14 protein-coding genes are annotated in these 17,779 nt (G+C 60.1%); 4 read left to right on the plus strand and 10 right to left on the minus strand.

Annotated features, from left to right (window positions below; all coding sequences use genetic code 11):
- Positions 1–16 precede the first annotated feature (16 nt).
- The 8 genes from MU848_RS13505 to MU848_RS13540 form a co-directional block, all read right to left on the minus strand.
- Entirely contained in the window at positions 17–2,407 is a 2,391-nt protein-coding gene (locus MU848_RS13505; RefSeq protein WP_247233212.1) for a membrane-bound PQQ-dependent dehydrogenase, glucose/quinate/shikimate family, read from the minus strand.
- 78 nt (positions 2,408–2,485) lie between these two features.
- A complete protein-coding gene (locus MU848_RS13510; protein WP_247233220.1) occupies positions 2,486–3,244 on the minus strand; it encodes an SDR family NAD(P)-dependent oxidoreductase in 759 nt (252 codons plus the stop codon).
- A 25-nt stretch (positions 3,245–3,269) separates the two neighbouring features.
- A complete protein-coding gene (locus MU848_RS13515; RefSeq protein WP_247233223.1) occupies positions 3,270–4,064 on the minus strand; it encodes an SDR family NAD(P)-dependent oxidoreductase in 795 nt (264 codons plus the stop codon).
- 5 nt (positions 4,065–4,069) lie between these two features.
- Complete coding sequence (locus MU848_RS13520) at positions 4,070–5,398, minus strand: aspartate aminotransferase family protein (RefSeq protein ID WP_247233226.1); 1,329 nt, start codon at positions 5,396–5,398, stop codon at positions 4,070–4,072.
- A gap of 57 nt (positions 5,399–5,455) precedes the next feature.
- Positions 5,456–6,226 carry an SDR family NAD(P)-dependent oxidoreductase gene (locus MU848_RS13525; protein ID WP_247233228.1) on the minus strand — a complete coding sequence of 257 codons (771 nt, stop codon included), beginning with the start codon at positions 6,224–6,226 and terminating at the stop codon, positions 5,456–5,458.
- Positions 6,227–6,257: 31 nt separating this feature from the next.
- Positions 6,258–7,787: an APC family permease gene (locus tag MU848_RS13530; protein WP_201516251.1), complete on the minus strand. Its 1,530-nt coding sequence runs from the start codon at positions 7,785–7,787 to the stop codon at positions 6,258–6,260.
- A gap of 5 nt (positions 7,788–7,792) precedes the next feature.
- Positions 7,793–9,595: a hydantoinase B/oxoprolinase family protein gene (locus MU848_RS13535; protein WP_247233229.1), complete on the minus strand. Its 1,803-nt coding sequence runs from the start codon at positions 9,593–9,595 to the stop codon at positions 7,793–7,795.
- Positions 9,592–11,679 carry a hydantoinase/oxoprolinase family protein gene (locus MU848_RS13540; RefSeq protein WP_247233237.1) on the minus strand — a complete coding sequence of 696 codons (2,088 nt, stop codon included), beginning with the start codon at positions 11,677–11,679 and terminating at the stop codon, positions 9,592–9,594. The genes MU848_RS13535 and MU848_RS13540 overlap by 4 nt, the downstream gene beginning before the upstream one ends.
- Before the next feature lie 353 nt (positions 11,680–12,032).
- Between MU848_RS13540 and MU848_RS13545 the strand changes: the two genes are divergently transcribed.
- Entirely contained in the window at positions 12,033–12,743 is a 711-nt protein-coding gene (locus MU848_RS13545) for a TetR/AcrR family transcriptional regulator (protein WP_247233239.1), read from the plus strand.
- A 185-nt stretch (positions 12,744–12,928) separates the two neighbouring features.
- Here MU848_RS13545 and MU848_RS13550 read toward each other — a convergent pair whose 3' ends face one another.
- Positions 12,929–13,936 carry a BKACE family enzyme gene (locus MU848_RS13550; RefSeq protein WP_247233241.1) on the minus strand — a complete coding sequence of 336 codons (1,008 nt, stop codon included), beginning with the start codon at positions 13,934–13,936 and terminating at the stop codon, positions 12,929–12,931.
- A 247-nt stretch (positions 13,937–14,183) separates the two neighbouring features.
- Positions 14,184–14,966, minus strand: a complete 783-nt coding sequence (locus tag MU848_RS13555; protein WP_247233243.1) for an AraC family transcriptional regulator — start codon at positions 14,964–14,966, stop codon at positions 14,184–14,186.
- Between the two features lie 418 nt (positions 14,967–15,384).
- Here MU848_RS13555 and MU848_RS13560 point away from each other — a divergent pair, with 418 nt between their 5' ends.
- The 3 genes from MU848_RS13560 to MU848_RS13570 all read left to right on the plus strand — a co-directional run bounded on the left by MU848_RS13560 (position 15,385) and on the right by MU848_RS13570 (position 17,735).
- Positions 15,385–16,056, plus strand: coding sequence for a TetR/AcrR family transcriptional regulator (locus tag MU848_RS13560; protein ID WP_247233251.1), 672 nt, complete (start codon positions 15,385–15,387; stop codon positions 16,054–16,056).
- Positions 16,057–16,119: 63 nt separating this feature from the next.
- Positions 16,120–17,382, plus strand: coding sequence for an ethanolamine utilization protein EutH (locus MU848_RS13565; RefSeq protein ID WP_247233253.1), 1,263 nt, complete (start codon positions 16,120–16,122; stop codon positions 17,380–17,382).
- Complete coding sequence (locus MU848_RS13570; protein ID WP_247233260.1) at positions 17,379–17,735, plus strand: hypothetical protein; 357 nt, start codon at positions 17,379–17,381, stop codon at positions 17,733–17,735. Before MU848_RS13565 ends, MU848_RS13570 begins: the two co-directional genes overlap by 4 nt.
- Positions 17,736–17,779 lie beyond the last annotated feature (44 nt).

Raw genomic sequence — 17,779 nt, forward strand, 5'->3', positions numbered from 1 at the left:
GCGAACGGGCGGGAATTCATCGCGGCAGGGCGTAGGCCACGACATAATCCCCGACGCGCGCGCTATAGGGCGTGCCTCCCGCAGCCACGACGACATATTGCCGCCCAGTGCGTGGGGAAAGATAGGACATGGGCGTCGCCTGCGACCCGGCGGGAAGCCGCGCCCTCCACAGCTCGCGCCCGCTGGCGGAATTCCACGCCCGAAGGAAAGGGTCATTGGCACCAGCGTAGAAAACGAGGCCGGATGCTGTCATCATGGTCGATGAGATGGATGGCATGCCCAGCTTCACCGGCAGTTCCACGCCTGCGAGATTGAATGTCTGCTCCAGACCCGTTCCAGCCGGCACTTGCCATCTGACACGGCGGCTCTGAAGGTCAATCGCCGTGATCTTGCCCCAGGGAGGCTGTTCGCACGGCAATCCGAGGAGCGAGAGGAAGCTCTTCAACTCTACGCCGAAGGGCGCACCCTTGACGGGATGGAGTTCATAGCCTGCATGGCTGAAATTGGCCTGGACTTTGCCTTCCACGTCCTTGCGCCGCACCAGTCGCACAATGGTGGACAGGCGGATGTCGTTGACCATCAGCAGCTTGCGGGCGGGATCGATCGCCACGCCGCCCCAGTTCATGCCGCCAAGATAGCCGGGCCAGATCAGCGTGTCGCGTTCACCCGGGGGCGTATATTGCCCCTCATAATGCAATTTGCGGTAAGCGATACGGCAGGCAAGCTGATCGAAGAAGGTAAGGCCCCACATGTCCCGCTCGTTCAAACGTTGCGGGATCAGTTGCGGCATTCCAACGGAATAGGGCTGCGTGGGTGACAGATGGTCTCCGGGCGCAGCAGTTTGCGGAACCGGGCGCTCGGCAACCGGTGTGACCGGACGCCCATTGCGCCGGTCCAGAACATAGATCTGACCGGCCTTGCCAACCTGCACCAGGGCAGGAACCACACCTCCGCGCCCATCGGGCATGTTTACAAATGCGGGCGGGGCGGACAGGTCCCAATCCCAAAGGTCGTGATGTACCGTCTGATAATGCCAAACGAGGCGTCCGGTCTCTACGTCGATGGCAATGACGGAAGTCGAGTAGCGGTCGGTTTCGGGCGAGCGCATGCCGCCCCAATGGTCCGACGTACCATTGCCGGTGGGAACATAGACGAGTCCCAGCTGCTCATCAAAGGTTGCAGTGCCCCAGAAATTCGGTGTGGAGCGAGCGAATTTTACGGACTGGTCCTGAGCGGAACCGGGCTGCTGCTGCCCTACCTTTCGCCCAGGGTCCCACGCCCAGGCAAGGCGGCCCGTGACGGCATCGAATGCTCTCACCACCCCACCCGGCTCATCGACCGACTGATTGTCGGATATCCAGCCGCCAACGATCACCCTGCCCCGCGCAACCAGCGGCGCCGAGGTGGGATAGTACCATCCCGGCTTCATCTCACCCAATCCGGCCGTCAGATCGACCTGTCCGTTGCGGCCGAAGTCGCGGCAGAGCTGTCCATTGGCCCCGTCGAGCGCGATCAGCCGGGCGTCAATGGTGGTGGCCAAAATGCGCCGCGCGCAATTGCCCTCGACCTTATCAGCCGTAGGCGAAACAGCTTCATAGAAGGCGACACCCCTGCACCTGTTCCAAGTGCCGTCTGAACGAACATGGGGATCGAATGACCAGACGCGCCGCCCCGTATCCCCATCGACTGCAAATATGCGGTTATGCGCCGTGCAGAAATAGAGGTTTGATCCTACTTGGATCGGCGTTGCCTGCATGTCAGGACTATCGTTGATCTCTCCGGTTCGGAATATCCAGGCGGGCTTCAATTGGGAAACATTGTCCCTGTTGATCTGCGTGAATGGCGCGAAATGTCCCGCGCCTGTGTCCCCACCATAGGATCGCCACTGCCATGCCGGGGTGTTCACCCCATTCAAGCCGTCGGCTCGGGCTTCCGCGCTGTGGATCACGCCATGCGGCAGGAACATGGCGCCAATTCCGGCACCGATCACGAGCAATTGCATTGCCATCGCCGACCGGGCTGCGCGGCGCATCGGGGGGACCAGCCATCCCCAGAGCGACGCCATGATGACTCCCATGACAAGAAAGGGTCCCAGCCGGGGCAGTTGAGGCCAGAAATTCAATCCAGCCTCCGCCAATGCCCAGATGATCGTGCCCGCATAGGCGGCCGCAAAAACCCAGAATGAGGCCACCCGCGCCCGCGCCAGCAAACCACCGCTGAGCGCCAAGGCAGCGCCTGACACCAGATAATATGGCGTTCCGCCCAGCAGGACGAGCCATGCACCTCCCAGCAGCAGGATCAACCCCACAAGCACAAGTAGCGCGCCCAACAGCCGACAGACGCTCAGCAATAAGCGGCTAGGGGCGCTCTTGGACTGAGCGCCGCTTCCCGTTGGGTCAACCGGCATGTGCTGCTCCTTTTTCGACCGCCGCCTGCTCGTCTGAGCCAGCCGCATTGGGCGGGGCGCCGCGGGGTGTCCGCTGGATCAAAAAGCGGTCAGTCCGCCGTCGATGGCAACGGCCTGACCGGTCAAATAGCTGTTGGAAGGCGACACCAGCGCCAATATGGCAGACGCGACCTCTTCCGGTTCGGCCAGGCGCTTCATGGGAACGGCTGCTTCCATTTGCTTCTTGCGTTCGATGAGGTTGCTCTGCGTGACGAGCGGAGTGAGGCTGAAATAGGGGCAGACCGCATTCACCCTGACATTGCTGCGCGCAAATTCGACCGCGGCGGTGCGCGTCATGCCGATCACCGCATGCTTTGCCGCGCCGTAAGCGACATTTTTCGGCGCGCCTGCGATACCGGCGACGGACGCAACATTCATGATCGAGCCGCCGCCGCCATCGATCATCGCGGCAATCTGATGCTTCATGCCTAGGAAAATGCTCTTGGCATTCAGCGCGAAGTTCCGATCAAGGTCCTGTTCGGTCGTGTCGAGAAAGCTCTTCATGGGCGATGTGCCGCCCGCATTGTTGATGGCGATGTCAAGGCGGCCATAAGTGGCGACTGCAAGATCGACCAATGCCTTCTGGTCCGCTTCCACCGTGACATCGCAGCGCATCCAGGCGATCCGCCCAGGAAGCGAGGCCGCCAGTTCCGCAAGCGCCGCCTCATTGAGGTCGCCCAGGACGATGTTGGCGCCAGCTTCCAGAAGTTTGGACGTCAGCACGCGGCCGAACCCCCCGGCCGCACCCGTGATCAGGACCGACTTGCCCGAAAATTCACCCATATCTTCCTGGTCCATTCGAGTTCATAGGCCGTGGGGATTATCAGGGCTTGTAGTGACCACAGGTCTTGCCGCCATCGAGCCGGTATTCAGTGCCATTGGTGTGGCGCGCTGCGTCCGAAGATAGATGGGCCACGACGTCGGCTACGTCTTCAGGCTGCGCAAATCTCGCCAGAGGCACCGCCTTTCGAAGCGCCTCAAGCTTTTCAGGCGACAGGTTCGCCAACAGCTTGTCGGCCATCGGCGTTTCGACAAACCCGGGACAAACGGCATTGGTCCGGACGCCGTAACGTCCATAATCAAGGGCAAGTGACTTCATCAGCCCATGCACGCCATGTTTGGAAGCAATGTAGGCTGCAAAGTCGGAATCGCCCCACATGCCCGCATCCGAGCTGATGATCGTGAACGTACCCTGCGTCTTGATAAGTTCCGGCATTGCGAAGCGGGCAAGATAGAAGACTGAATCCAGGTTGATCGATATGCATTGTTTCCAGTCTTCGATGCTGGTTTCAGTCGCATTTCCTTTAGGAGCAATGCCAGCCGACGCGACCACTGTATCGATACCGCCATAAGCTTCTGCGAAACTGCGCACCGCTCGTTCCACCGCATGACCATCACTGACGTCGGCGAGAATAACGAGTACTTGGCAGCCCATATCTTCGATCTGGGCGCGCAATGTTTCTGCCGCGTTTTCATTACGCCCCACCAGGCAGACGGTCGCCCCCCGTCCGGCAAGCCGCAGCGCGGTGGCGCGGCCGATGCCCGATGTCGCCCCGGTGACGAGCGCACGCTCGGGCGAAGCGTCCGATGTTCCCTTCAGGCGTTCATGTCTGAACATTTGGGTCATTTCCCGCTCTCAGGATGAGGAAGCTGACGGAGGCATTCCTCCGTAGCCGCACAGAAATTGTCGATATCTTGCGCAACCATGGCAGTGGAAAGGAATCCCATGCCAGCGCCCGACACATGGAATCCCTTGAGCACGAGCATGCGCTGCAATTCCATCATCGCCGCACTTTCCGCAGGGCTGTGCCGCTGGCTGCGATAATCATAGACGGGACGCTGATGCGTGATGATCTTGAACATGGATCCCACGCCCGTAACTTGCCCCGGGAAACCGGATGAGACGAAGGCTCGCGTCAAACCCGCGCGGACCTGATCGCCAAGCATATTGATATGCGCGACCAGTTCGGGGGTCAGCAGTTCCAACGTGACCTTGCCCGCCGTCATTGTCATGGGATTGGCCGAGAAGGTCCCGCTCCAGGGAACCAGCGGTCTGCCCACGCGATGATCGAAGACCTGCATTACCTCCTTCGACCCGACCAGCGCACCGACAGGAAAACCGCCGCCGATGATCTTGCCCAGAACGGTGAGGTCCGGCTTCACGCCGAATTTTTTCTGCGCTCCGCCATGATCGAGCCGAAAGCTGATGACCTCATCCAGGATGAACACTGCGCCGATTTCGGTCGCAAGGTCGCGCAGACTTGCGGCAAATTCGGACGATACAGGCGTAAAGCCCAGATAGCTTGGCGCTGCATCCAGCAAGATCGCGCCGATCCGATCCCTGTGCGCACGAATGACGCTGGCGGCGGTTTCCGGATCATTGAAGGGGATGACATAGACATCCTCCAGAAGCCGGTCAGGCACACCGGCAGCATAGCCAACCGACTTTGGCGGCGTGGTGAACTGCTCTTTGGGCGTATCCAGGCTGACTTCGGCATAGTCGTAGGAGCCATGATAGCCGCCTTCGACCTTCACGATCGCGGGCCTGCCGGTATAGGCGCGCGCAGCCTTGATCGCGGACATCACCGCTTCCGAACCGCTGTTGCTGAACCGGACATTTTCGGCCGTATCTATGCGATCGCACAATAATTCGGCCAGCTCGATCTCCACCTCGGTCGGGTTGGTGTAGGCTGTCCCCAGCACCAATTGCTTCGACACGGCCTCTATGATCGCCGGATTGGCATGACCGTGGATGAGCGACGCAAAATTGTTGAGCAGGTCAAGGCGCGACGTGCCATCAACGTCAGTGACATAGGCGCCCTTGCCGATCTTCGTGTAGACCGGGAAGGGCTCAAGCCATGGAACCAGACGCGTAATTCCGCCGGGATAGACTTTGAGCCCGCGTTCGTAGAGCCGCTTTGACTGGGAGTCCTCATCGGGCCAGATTGCCATTTTAAACCTCGTCAGTATCAGAACAGGGCATCGCCGTGCGGCAATGACCCGCCATTTTCAGAATGCTTCCCGCGCAGCCGTGAGCCAGCCGCCGTCGATGACATAAGCGCTGCCGTGCACGTAATCGGCATCGTCACTGCCCAGGAACATCGCCATTTTCGCTATTTCTCCGGGCTGGCACCAACGCCGAGCGGGCACTTTGGCCACCGCAGCCTCCATGTCCGGGGAGGTCGCCGTTTGCGCTTCGGGGATGGCCATCGGCGTCGCTGTCGCGCCCGGGCAGATCGCATTGACCCGGATGCCGAGCGCGCCATATTCGAAGCAAAGCTGCTTGGTAAGGCCAAGCACCGCATGTTTGGACGCAGTATAGGCCGAACCGCCACCCGCCGCGCTGAAGGAGGCGGTCGAGGCGATGTTGATGATGTTGCCCTTGCCCTGCTTCAGCATGTGGGGGATGGCATATTTCGCCATCAGGAACGGCCCGGTCGCGTTAGCGGCCATCACCTCGTTCCATTCCTCCAGGCTGACTTCATGAGCCGGGCGGTAGCTGTCGAGCACGCCTGCATTGTTGCAGAGCAGGTCGATGCGGCCCCAGCGCGCGATAACCTTGTCAATGGCGGCGGTCACGTCGGCTTCAACCGCTACATCCGCGCGGATGCCCATAACCTTTTCGGCGCCGCCAGCCAATTCCACAGTCTGGCTGATCTTGTCGAGCGTGCGCCCCAGAGCGGCCACTCGTCCGCCTTGAGCAACGAATTCGCTCACCATTGCTCGTCCCATGCCAGAACCAGCTCCAGTCACCACTACCACTTTTCCGTCATATTTCATGGATCAAAACCTGTTCATTGGCATGTGGGGATCAATGTCGTTGCGCGCCGTCATCGGGGAACGTGCTCGCGGTGATGATTTGGCCGTACCAGTCCGGCCGTGTCTTTCGCCAGCGCATGGCCAACCCAACGCCAGCGACGAAGGTCGCGTAAACCGACACCAGGAAGATCGTTGCCAATGTGGGCGAGGCATCGACGAAGACTTCGAAGTTGATCGTCGCGTAGATCGCAATCGCCGTGAGACTGATGAACCCGAGCACGGGCGCAATACGGTAGCTCCAGAGGCTACCCCTCTGTTCCTGCCACGAAAGGTAACGGATGATCGCCAGCGACGCGATCGCAAACAGCAGCAGCATGCCCATGGTGCCAAGGCCCACGGCCCATGCGTAGAATTGCAGCACGGGATCAATGTTGAACAGGACGACGGGCACGATGACCGCGACCACTGTGGCGCTTTGCAGCAGCGACCCCAGCGCAGGTGATCCATGGCGCGCATGGGTCTTCCCGAATGCCGCCGGCAGCACGCCGTCGCAGCCCAGATTGAAGAAGTAACGGGCAATGGCGTTGTGAAAGGACAGCACGGCCGCGACCAGGCTGCTGATCAGCAGCAGGTACATGGCATCCACTGACAGCTGGCCGACATAGGCGGCAAGCGCGTCGGGGAACATGCCGGTAGGATCGGAATGCAGCTTTATGCCCGCCTCTTTCACGCCATAGGCGTTGACGAGAAGGAAGGTCGATATGGAATAGAAGAGAGCGATCAAGATGATCGACATGAAGGTCGCCCTGGGAATGGTCTTGTCCGGCGATCGAACCTCTTCGCTGTAGATGGCGGTTGCTTCGAACCCGAGGAAGCTGGCGGCCGCCATCATGATGCCGATGCCCGCGTTGCCGGAAAGGAGCGATGAAAGCGAATAGGGGGTGAAGTCCAGGCTGCCGGTCGCCCCTCCACGCAGGAATACGGCTGCATCCAGAACCGCAACGATCGCGATCTCTCCCAGCATCGCAAGGCCCAGAACGCGCGCTGAAAGGTCGATGCGGCGGTAGCCGAGGGCGCCAACGATCGCCCAGGCAATGCCGGTCGCCACCCACCAGGGAAAGGCTGGAACGCCCAACCTGCTATGCAGATAGTCAACGATCGACACGCCGACCATGCCGATCGTGCCCGTCTGGATCAACGTATATGAAAATATCGCCAGAAACGCGCCGCCCAGCCCGAACTGCCGACCCAGCCCCTTGGTCAGATAGATGTAGAAGGCACCCGCTCCCTCCCCCTTGTTGGCGATGGACCGTGCCATCGCCATGAAGCCGAAGGCGAAGAAAAGCAGGGCACCGCCGGCGATCAGGAAGGACGACACCAGGCCGACACCATTGCCGACTGCCATCGACACAGGCGCGAACGCCGCCATGACGGAAAGGGGGGCGGACGCCGCCAGCACCGTCATGGTGAGATCGAACGCGCCCATATTACCGGACAGCTTGCCATGAAGCTCGACCGGATGCGCGGCGGGCGCGGACGACAGGATGACGTCAGGAGAGGTGGACAGGCTGGGCGTCGTCACTGCCTTCACCCTGCCTGGAACTGGGACACGGCTGCGTTCCTGCGCAGGGCAGCGGTGCCTTCTGCATCAACCGCCAGCGTCTCATCCTCGACCCGGCCCGTGAAGGCGACGCCATAGACATCCCTTGCTCGGTCGATCGTTTCCCATCCTTCCAGCACATCGTCGAGCACCAGCGCAGGATCACGCTCACGCGGATTCCCGTATCCACCGCCCGAGGAGTCGAAGCCCCGTAGATATTCGCCTCTTTTCAGCTCCACCTGAATGGAGTTGGGCAACGCGACCTCCGTCCCGTCTGCCAGCACATGCCAGCCCCCTGCGGTCAGCCCATCCTGGCCGCCGCGCACGCCCTTTGGCGCATAATATTGGCTGTCGAGCTGATAGATGGCGGTAACGGGATAGTTGGTCGGCCCATAGGCCAGATCGCACGACATACCGCCGCGGCGTCTGCCCGCACCGCCGGTGCCACCTCGCAAGCGCATATGCTTGTAGATGATGGGCATTTTAAGCTCATCGATCTCTATCGAATCGCGGTACATGAGACCGCTGACTACTGGCAAACCATAAGTGACCCAGCCGTCCGCGCTGTCACTTGCGGGGCCACCATTGGCCGCTACGACCAGCTGATTGACGAACGGCGCGTCGTCATAGCGATGGTCGCGCCCAGACAGCACGGCATAACCCACGCCCACGCCGGTCGCGCCTTCGGCAACGCCGAAGCCGTCTATCTGGGAGAAGGCCGAACCGACCATATTCACCAGCCGATCAGCGATATTCGTGGTTGCGACCGAGCAACTGTGAGGGAATTTGGGCCGACCAACGACACAGCCGTCCGCCAGCTTCACATCGACGCGGCGGAACGCGCCTGAATTTTTAGGAACATCGCCTGGCATCGCGTTGAAGATTCCCGCGAACACGCTCGCCATTGTCGTGGCTTCGGTCAGGTTGAGGCCGCAATCGACATTGGGAATGTTGTTCCGCAAGTCGACTTCGATCCTACCCTCGCCCGGTTTCACGTCGATCTCGACGTTCAGCGGCACACCGTCGGGCAGGAAGGGTTCAAAAGGATCGTGACGACCGCTATTCTGGAGCTTCACCTGAGGCAGCGCGTTGATGGCCTTTTCCATCCGCGCCTCGGAATATTCCAGCCAATAGGATTTGAACGCCTTCAGCGTGTCCTTGCCATATTTCTCGCAAAGCTCCTTCAGCCGCCGTTCGGCGATGCGCGCCGATCCGACGGCCGCCAGAAAATCGCCATACCACTGCCCCGGCACACGAATGCGGCGGCGGCACATCCGGACGATATCGTCGATCATCTTGTAATCGCGCTGAACCTGCACAACGGGGAAGATCAGCGCACCTTCCTGATAGACATCGACCGCCGATGAATAATAGCTGGTCGGCAGGGAATTGCCGATGTCCGCCTGATGCGCCTTGACCGTAGCGGTGAACATATGTTCGCCGTCAAGGAAGATGGGGACCAGCGTGCAATGATCGGCGGGATGCGAATTTCCGACATAGGGGTCATTGTCCAGAAACGCGTCCCCTTCCTTCAAGTCGGGATGCACCCGCACCATTTCCGCCGCCTGCTTCTGCACGCCGAATATATGGACCGGCAGACCTTCGGCGCAGGCAAACAACTCGCCTTCCGCCGTGCACATGGCGCAGGAAAAGTCGCGGGCGCTGTTGATCACCGACGAACGCGCCGTCCGCAGCAGCGTGTTCGTCATCTCCCGCACAATGCCGTCCATCCGGTTGGCGAGGACGGCCATCAAAATGGCGTCATTCCGCTTGCTGTCTTCTGCCATCATGCCTGCTCCCAACGGGTGTGGAGGATATAATTGCCCGCGCCGCTGATCTCGGCGGACATGCCGGGATAGACGACGAGGGTGGTGGTCGGCTCCTCGACGATGGCAGGGCCGCTGATGACCATACCGGTCTTGAGTTCGGCCGGTTTGAAGATCGGCGTGTCGATGGCTGCATCACCCCCGAAATAGCAGGTCCTGCTATGACCGGGCGTCTGGGCGCTGAAGCGATCCGCCTTGGGCGGAGGGTCCATCTTCTTGGAAAGCTCGACGGTCAGTCGGCCCTTCCAGTTGATGATCTCGACCGGCGACTCTTCGTCGCGGACGGCGAACACGCGCTCATGCAGGTCATGGAAAGATCTGACCAGCGCATCGATGTCCGCCTGGCCGTTGAAACGGTCGCAGGCAATCGGTGTATCGAGTTCCCAGACCTGCGCGAGATAGCGCGCCTCTGCAAAAAATTCGACGCGCCACGGCGCGCTGCCCGCATTTTCGATCTGGGACCGGAAGCGATTAAGCTCAGCCTCGATCTTGGCGAGCGCCGTGTTCACCCCTTCGCGGTCGAAGCGTAGCGTCGATGTGAAGTGCGGCGCGGTGCTTTCCGTGACGATGTCAGCAAACTGCATGCCAGATGCCGACAGAGCCGACGCGACCTTTGGCAATACCACCGAGTCAGAACCCAGTTCTGCCGCGATCGCCATGATGTTCATCCCGGCCGCGCCGCCGCCTGCCACCACGGTGCTTTCACGCGGGTCGATGCCCTGCTGGACGGTGATTTCGTGAATGGCCTTGACCATGTGGTCGGTGGCAATGCGCATGATGCCCCAGGCCGCCACTTCGATGGAGAGGCCAAGGGGTTCCGCGACCGTCGCGATGGCTGCGCGCGCGGCTGCAACATCCAGCTTCATGCGCCCGCCAAGAAAATAATCCGGGTCGAAATAGCCGAGGACGCATGCGGCATCCGACGTCGTGGGATTTCGGCCTCCTCGCCCATAACAGGCCGGTCCTGGTTCAGATCCGGCCGATTGCGGGCCGACACGCAGCATGCCGCCGTCATCGATCCAGGCGATCGATCCGCCTCCCGCGCCGATCGAGCGAATATCGACCGACGAGATGCCCAGCAGGTCGCCTTCCCACATGCCGCCCAGCCAGGTGTCGCGGCTATAGACCAGTTGACCATTGCGGGAGAGACCGACGTCAAAGGTGGTCCCGCCCGTGTCCGCGACGATCATATTGTCGCCAAGTCCTTCAGCGACCGAATAAGTGATACCGGCGACCGGTGCCATCGACGGCCCCGACTTCGCCATGTTGATCGGCGACTGCATGACCGATTCCAGGTCCATGACACCGCCGAAGCTGGTCGAAACAAGGATTTGCCCCTTATAGCCCGCCGCGCGGATATCCTGTTCGAACTCGAACAGATGCTTTTGCATCAGCGGCTTGAGCGAAGCGTCGATCGCCGTTGCGGAAGCCCTGCGATATTCGCGGATGATGGGCGCGAGGCGGTGCGACAATGTGTAGGGAATGCCGGGCAGAACCTCTTCTATCAGTGCGCCGATCGCCAGCTCATGTTCGGGATTGATGAACGACCATAGCAGGCACACGCCGATCGCTTCGAAACCGCGACCGCCCAGCTGTTGCAGGAGAATGCGTACCGCGTCCTCATCCAGCGCCTGGACCACCTTGCCTTCCGCATCGATGCGCTCTGGCACTTCGAAGGTCCGCCGCCTCGGAATATAGGGCGCCGGATAGGATTTGGTGAAGTCGTAACCGTCCAGCTTGCCCCCTTCCTTGAGTACGAGGATGTCCGGAAAGCCTTCGGTGGTCAGCAAAGCCGTCTTGGCGACGTTGCGCGTTACGATCGCGTTGGTGGCCCGCGTCGTGCCGTAGATAAACAGCGTCGTGTCCGCGAGGAGCTGTTCGAAACTGAGGCCTAGATCGGCAGCCGCAGCCTTGATGGACTCGCTGAGACCGCCAAATACGCGGCCATGGGTGGTCAGCGCCTTGCCGATCGTCTGCTTGCCCGATGCGTCCCGGACAATGACGTCGGTGAAGGTGCCTCCCGTATCCACGGAAATAGTAAAACTCATGCCTCAACATTCCCTGCTTGGTCCAGATATGGACCAGGTGCCCTGAAGGGCGGATGGTTCGAACAGCCCGAGCATGCGAGACACCCGGATGCCGCTTGATTGGATCGACAAGGGGGGAGATCGTCACGGTGCCCACCGCTCTAGGTGACACCTCGGCCGTGGCAGATTTCACTCAGGCCCCCGTGCATTCCCGTCTAATTGTGCATACTATCGCATTTCGGTTTGGAGTATGATAGCGAACGTTCGTTAATTCAAGTGCAAAGTTGTACTGTGGGTGATCGGCAGTCGAACTCGGCCACTGGTTGCATGGATGGTTGCCATCGTGGTTCGGAGAGTATTAAGGAACGAGCAGAATGACTTCACCGACAAATCAGACGAAGGCCCTGCGAAAGCGCGCTGGATATGAAGCCCGGCTTGCCGAATCCGAAGAGCTGGCGATCGAACGGGAAAACCGCGCCACGCGATCGGACACGCGGGCACGGCTGCTGGTCGCGGCGCTCGATCTGTTTTCGAAGAACGGCTTCGAAGCGTCGACGATGCGCGACTTGGCGCAGTTCGCCGGGATCAAGGCGCCCGCTATCTACAATCATTTCAAGTCGAAGGAAGCGTTGCTGGGCGAAGCTCTGTTATGGGCGATGGAAGACTTCAACGAGCGTGTCTTGGGCCCACGTGATGAGCGCGAATCGAACTTGGAAGCGTTGGAAGGAATTTTGGAGCGGCACATCCGCTATCAATTGGATAATCCGGTTATCGCTCGGGCGTTCGACATATTGATGGCGCACAATCTGCTCCAGCGTGTCGGCGAAATAACGTTCCAGCAAGCCATCCAGGACCGGCTTCGGCTATATTTGCGCGAATTGACAAAGCTGGTGTCTCAGCTTGTCGAGGAATCGCCAGTGAAGACCGATTACAGGATCGTGTCGAGCGCCGTCTCGACAATGTATGATCAGGTCGGGCGCTGGTATGTTTCTACTTCAAAGGCGGCTGACGATCATCTCGTCGCATCCTATTGGGAACTTACAAGGCGGATGCTTGGTATCGACGGAGCGCTGCCGGCGGCCTGAAGACATCCCATCTCTGTTTGGGGGATATCGGAAGAACAGAGCATTGCGCTCTCCTGGAAGTTGAGGCGCGGCCAGCAAAGCATCAATCCGGAAATCCAGCCGCCACTACGGCACTACGGCATTCTACCATGACAGGCGAACGGCCATGCTCCCGTCCACTGGAGCATGGCCGCCCTTTGCGCCCATTATCCTTGGGCGCAGGATCTCAGCATGTCGGTATATTCCTGCCGCGTCGCGACACGGCGGCCCAGCACTTCGCCCAGCTTCGCGCCGAGTTCGAAGGTCTGCACGTTCGACTGAATGCGATCGTCGCGGTGCGGCCAGAGCCAATAGGTGTCTTCCATGCCCACGCGGATGTGCAAGCCCATCGCTGCTGCAAGCGTCGCGACATACATCGATGCCCGGCCGGCCGCGCACACCATGATCACGCCATCGGGATCCACGTCACGGATCGTGGTGACGGTGCGCATCAAGCCTTCGATCATCTGGCGCGGATTTTCCATCGGGCTGCAACCCGGCAGGGCGGGAAGGATCAGCCAGAAGGCCGGCCCCTTGATCAGGCCGCTCTTGATGAGGAACCGATCGGCATTGGCTACGTCGGCATCGGTATAGACGGCGATTTCAGGAATGCCGCCATTTTCCAGGATGAGGCGCACCTTTTCGATCATGACGGGCGCCGGCTTGCTGAACAGGGAGTCACCGATATAGGTCGTCGTGGTGTTGATGGGCGCACCGTCCAGCAGGCCTGTCGCCAGCACCCGCTTCATTTCAGCCCATTCGCCTTCAAGCGCGGGAACAAGGCAGCCATCAACCGACAGGTCGGGATAGTCCTTCTTCAGGGGCGCGATAACCTGCTCGAACCGGTCAAGCGAGAGGACATTATAGCCCTCGTCATCGCGAACATGAATGTGCACCGTGCTGGCCCCTGCCTCCAGGCATTCGCGCGCTGAATTGCGGATTTCTTCCGGGGTGTAGGGCTGGTTCGGGTTTTGCGAGCGGCGGAAGAACGCGCCCGTAATGGCCACCGAGACGGCCAGTGTTTCAGGGATATTCCATGGCACGGAGATCGGCGCATCGTGGAACGATGAATGTTCCAGGTCCAGAACGACAGGTGCGCCATAAGGCCGCCAAATCATCCGCTCATTTTCACGAGCGACACCTTTTCCAACTCTATCCCAATCAATCTTAGCCATTTCTCACTCCTGTGCTTCCATAATCCAGTTATTCGCGACGACAGATATGCCGCCACAAATCTCACTCATGCCTCCATGCGCAGTTGCCTTCCGCGTTGGTCAACAAGATGTTCATCAACATATGGCTCTCATTCCCAAGGCCCACCAGGCAATAATAATTAACGTTTGTTTATATATTGAGCAATGTTCCTATATCACGTGGGAAAACACCTTCCGTTACGGCGCTTCCGCTTTCAGTCCGAAAGCGTCATCTCTCCGGCCTTACCGCTGAGCCACTCCGTTCAGCGACAAAGGCAGTCGGCGTCGTTCCTATCAAGCGCTTGAACATCGCCGTAAAAGCGCTTGGCGTTTCATATCCCAACGACAAGGCCGTGCTCAGGATGGATTCTCCAGCGATGAGCATCGGCAAAGCGGCCACGATCCGCGCTTGTTGCCGCCAGACGGAAAGGGGGCATCCCAGCTCCTCGCGTGCCAGGCGGGACAATGTTCTCGTCGAAGCCCCCGAGGATCGCGCAAGCTCGTCGATATCGGCCACGCTGGGGCTATCTAGAATTTGCTCGCATGCCCTGACAAGGCGAGGATCGGACGGCATCGCCAGCATCACCGCGTCCGATGGAAGGTCGTTCAGTTCATCCAGCAATAATGCGTGAAGGCGAAGAATGCGGGCTGAATCCCAGTTCAACACGGCTGGATCGATCGCCCGCAATATGAGCTCACGCACAAGCGCCGTGACGACGAATCCCCCCGCCAGCTGCCCGAAATGAGGCGGCGTCCGATCGGATGCGATGTAGAGCGTGCGTAGCAGAACAGGTGTTCTCGCGCGGAATTCATGGGCAGTTCCCGGCGGGATCCAGACGGCCCGCTGAGGTGGAACAACCCATAATCTGCGGTCCGCCCTGATTTCCATCACGCCCGAAACCGCGTGGACAAACTGGCCGTCCGGATGGGCGTGCGCAGGGATGACATCGCCTTCGATGAAATTGCGAGCGAGCACATGGACCGCGCTGGCATGTCTACGAGTGTCAACCAAGTGAATGCTCCTCCAACCCGTCGGAAGCCACACGGTCCTTGGGAGGCGCGCCCTGACGGCCGCACATCCGAAGTCATCAAAATTCTCGCAGCCACATCTGAAACACCGATGAGGCCGTCCCTCCTTATGACATATTGAAGCGTGGCGCGAAGCGGGCTGATGGCCAAGTTATACGCCAAATCGGCCAACAGCCTAGTTTAGGCAGAAGCGGCGCTGGGACCAGCTCTCAGGATTTCAGGGAAACATAGCCTGCAGAGGTCCGCAACCCCGAACCAAATAGTTTCCGTTTGAACGGTGCTGCCCAACAGGGCATATGGATTAATATGAAACACCGTTTGCATTTATATGTCTGCAGCTGGGGTGCCGGAGCGTGTCGGTGAAGGATGCTACCCCCAGAGCGCTGCGAAAGGACTCTTCAGTGGACGGCGGTGCTGTCGCGGCACCGATCCCCTTGCCAGACCGCGCTCGGCCGAAAAGAACCCGCCGCAAATCGGGAATGCGCGAAGAGTTGTTGAAGGCAGCCGTAGAGCTGTTTGGTTCTCGCGGCTATGAAGCAGTGTCGCTGCGTGACATCACGGCGGAGGTCGGCCTGAAGCCGCCCGCCTTCTACAATCATTTCAAATCGAAGGATGAATTGCTCGTCTCGGCGATTCTTGCTGCCCTTGACATGTTCAACAGCGAGGTTGTGGACAATGACGAGCCGGACATGCCGCCGGTCGAACGGATGAACGCGCTGATCCGCCGCCATGTGCTGTACCAGATTTCCAACGCTGCCTTCGCCAAGGCGAACGACCGGCTGATAGATTCGGCGATGCTGGAAAGGATTGGCAGCCCTGGCGCTAAACAGGAAATCCGCTCTCACATGCGCCGCTACCTGGATGTCCTCACCCAGATTGTCCGGGACATCGTGGCCGGGCGCCCCGATGACGCGCTGGAGCCACGCATTTGCGCGCTTGCCATAGGCACGATGTGCGACAATGTTCTGATGTGGTATCGCCCGGGCGGGTCGGACAGCCCCGAGAAGGTTGCTCGGCGCATGTCGGAACTTGCCCGCAACATGCTGAAGGTGGGCTGGTCAGAAGGGGCTTGACGACACCGCCGCCCCGGTTAATATGAACGAACATTCGTATTAAGGCGGCGGGAAGACTCGAAGATGAACGGGTTGGGTCAATATGTGATCGGCGTCGTGATGCTGTTCGCGATATGGGGTGCTGTCGCCGCTGTCCGGGATGACAGCGCAGGCATGGGATGGGAATTCATGGAGGGGATCCGGACGACCGGCGTCCTTTTCCTTCCAGTCGGGGCCGTCCTCGCAGCCGCCCCGCTCCTGTCCGCTTTCATCACCCATGCAGTTGCCCCCGTCTTTTCCTTTGCCGGGGCGGACAGGGCGATGGCGGCAACGACCCTGATTTCCGTGGACATGGGCGGTTATCAGATGGCCGATGCGCTTGCAGCCAGCCGTGAAAACTGGATCATCGCGTCATTCAACGGCTTCCTGCTCGGACCGCATGTCGTCTTCACCATCCCAGTGGCGCTGGCGATGCTCCCGCGGAAGGACCATCGTTATTTGGCGCTTGGCATGATGGCGGGGCTCATCACCATACCGGTCGCGCTGTTCGTGGGACTGAGCGTCGTCGCAATGACCGACCCGCTCATCCGCCCTACGGTTTCGACCAGCAGCCCCGAGACATTCCGTCTGGCGATGACCTTCGGCCAGATATTGCATGATCTTTTCCCACTGACCATCATCGTTGCCGCTATAGTGGCGGGTCTGCGTTTCATTCCCGACTTCATGGTCAAAGGTTTCATGGGCTTCGGCCGCCTTGCCGATGCCGCGATCAAGCTCATCTTCGGCGCTTGTATCGTCCAGTATTTCACGGGCATTTTCAGCCATCTTTTCGGCGGATGGCCCTTTGATCCACTGCTGGCCGACGCCGCCAATTCCATCCGCGGGCTGGAGATAGCCGGATATATCGGCATCATGCTGGCTGGCGCGTTTCCGATGGTCTACGCGCTGCGCCGTTATTGCGGCAAAGCCATTGAAAGGTTGGGCGATCTGACCGGGTTCAGCGCAGTGGGAAGCGGCGGGCTGATAGCGACGACTGCCAACCCGCTGACGCTGTTCAAACTGATCCCGGAAATGGATGCGCGCAACAAGGTGATGACGATCGCCTATGCCGTGTGTGGTTCCTGGATATTAGGGGACTCGCTCGCCTTCATCGCGAATTTTCAGCCTTCGTTGATCGTGCCGCTGATGTTCGGCAAGCTGGTCGGGGCGATTTGCGGCATTTTGGTCGCACGCTGGCTGGCCGTGCCGCGTGCCTTGCGCTTCGAGGAAGAAGACAGGGCAGCGGCCGAAGCGGCTGTGCCATCGTCTGATACGAAACTGCACGCCCTTGAAGGAGCGCTTCTGTGACCGCCAGCATCCGCCTGTTCCGCCTGCAGGATACGGCGATGTCGGATTATGGCGAGGGTCCCGGTTCGGCCAGCATCGCCCGGCTGATCGGCCCGGATAGCAGCCGGACTATGGGCGCGTATTTCGCGATGTTCGATGGCCGGTGCGTGCCATGGACCGTGCAATATGACGAGATGATCCTGTGCCTGTCGGGCACGTTCCGCCTACGCACGCGGGATGAGGTCCACGAACTTGGTCCGGGGGACATGCTTTGGATCGGGAACGGCACTGAATTACGCTATGAAGGGGAGCAGGCGACCGTCTTTATCGCGATCGCTCCTGTCGACTGGCGCGACCATCAGCCGAACGCCTGAAGCCATCCCGGCGGCAGGCGTGCCGGGACGTCGTTCAGGCTCTG

Source organism: Sphingobium agri (assembly GCF_023051225.1).
GTDB classification, from domain to species: domain Bacteria; phylum Pseudomonadota; class Alphaproteobacteria; order Sphingomonadales; family Sphingomonadaceae; genus Sphingobium; species Sphingobium agri.

Bases quoted from the DNA above. Each gene is read 5' to 3' on its own strand.
- MU848_RS13545 (WP_247233239.1), top strand. From the start codon at position 12,033: ATGACTTCACCGACAAATCAGACGAAGGCCCTGCGAAAGCGCGCTGGA.
- MU848_RS13535 (WP_247233229.1), bottom strand. From the start codon at position 9,595: ATGATGGCAGAAGACAGCAAGCGGAATGACGCCATTTTGATGGCCGTC.
- MU848_RS13505 (WP_247233212.1), bottom strand. From the start codon at position 2,407: ATGCCGGTTGACCCAACGGGAAGCGGCGCTCAGTCCAAGAGCGCCCCT.
- MU848_RS13565 (WP_247233253.1), top strand. From the start codon at position 16,120: ATGAACGGGTTGGGTCAATATGTGATCGGCGTCGTGATGCTGTTCGCG.
- MU848_RS13550 (WP_247233241.1), bottom strand. From the start codon at position 13,936: ATGGCTAAGATTGATTGGGATAGAGTTGGAAAAGGTGTCGCTCGTGAA.
- MU848_RS13525 (WP_247233228.1), bottom strand. From the start codon at position 6,226: ATGAAATATGACGGAAAAGTGGTAGTGGTGACTGGAGCTGGTTCTGGC.
- MU848_RS13510 (WP_247233220.1), bottom strand. From the start codon at position 3,244: ATGGACCAGGAAGATATGGGTGAATTTTCGGGCAAGTCGGTCCTGATC.
- MU848_RS13515 (WP_247233223.1), bottom strand. From the start codon at position 4,064: ATGTTCAGACATGAACGCCTGAAGGGAACATCGGACGCTTCGCCCGAG.
- MU848_RS13540 (WP_247233237.1), bottom strand. From the start codon at position 11,679: ATGAGTTTTACTATTTCCGTGGATACGGGAGGCACCTTCACCGACGTC.
- MU848_RS13520 (WP_247233226.1), bottom strand. From the start codon at position 5,398: ATGGCAATCTGGCCCGATGAGGACTCCCAGTCAAAGCGGCTCTACGAA.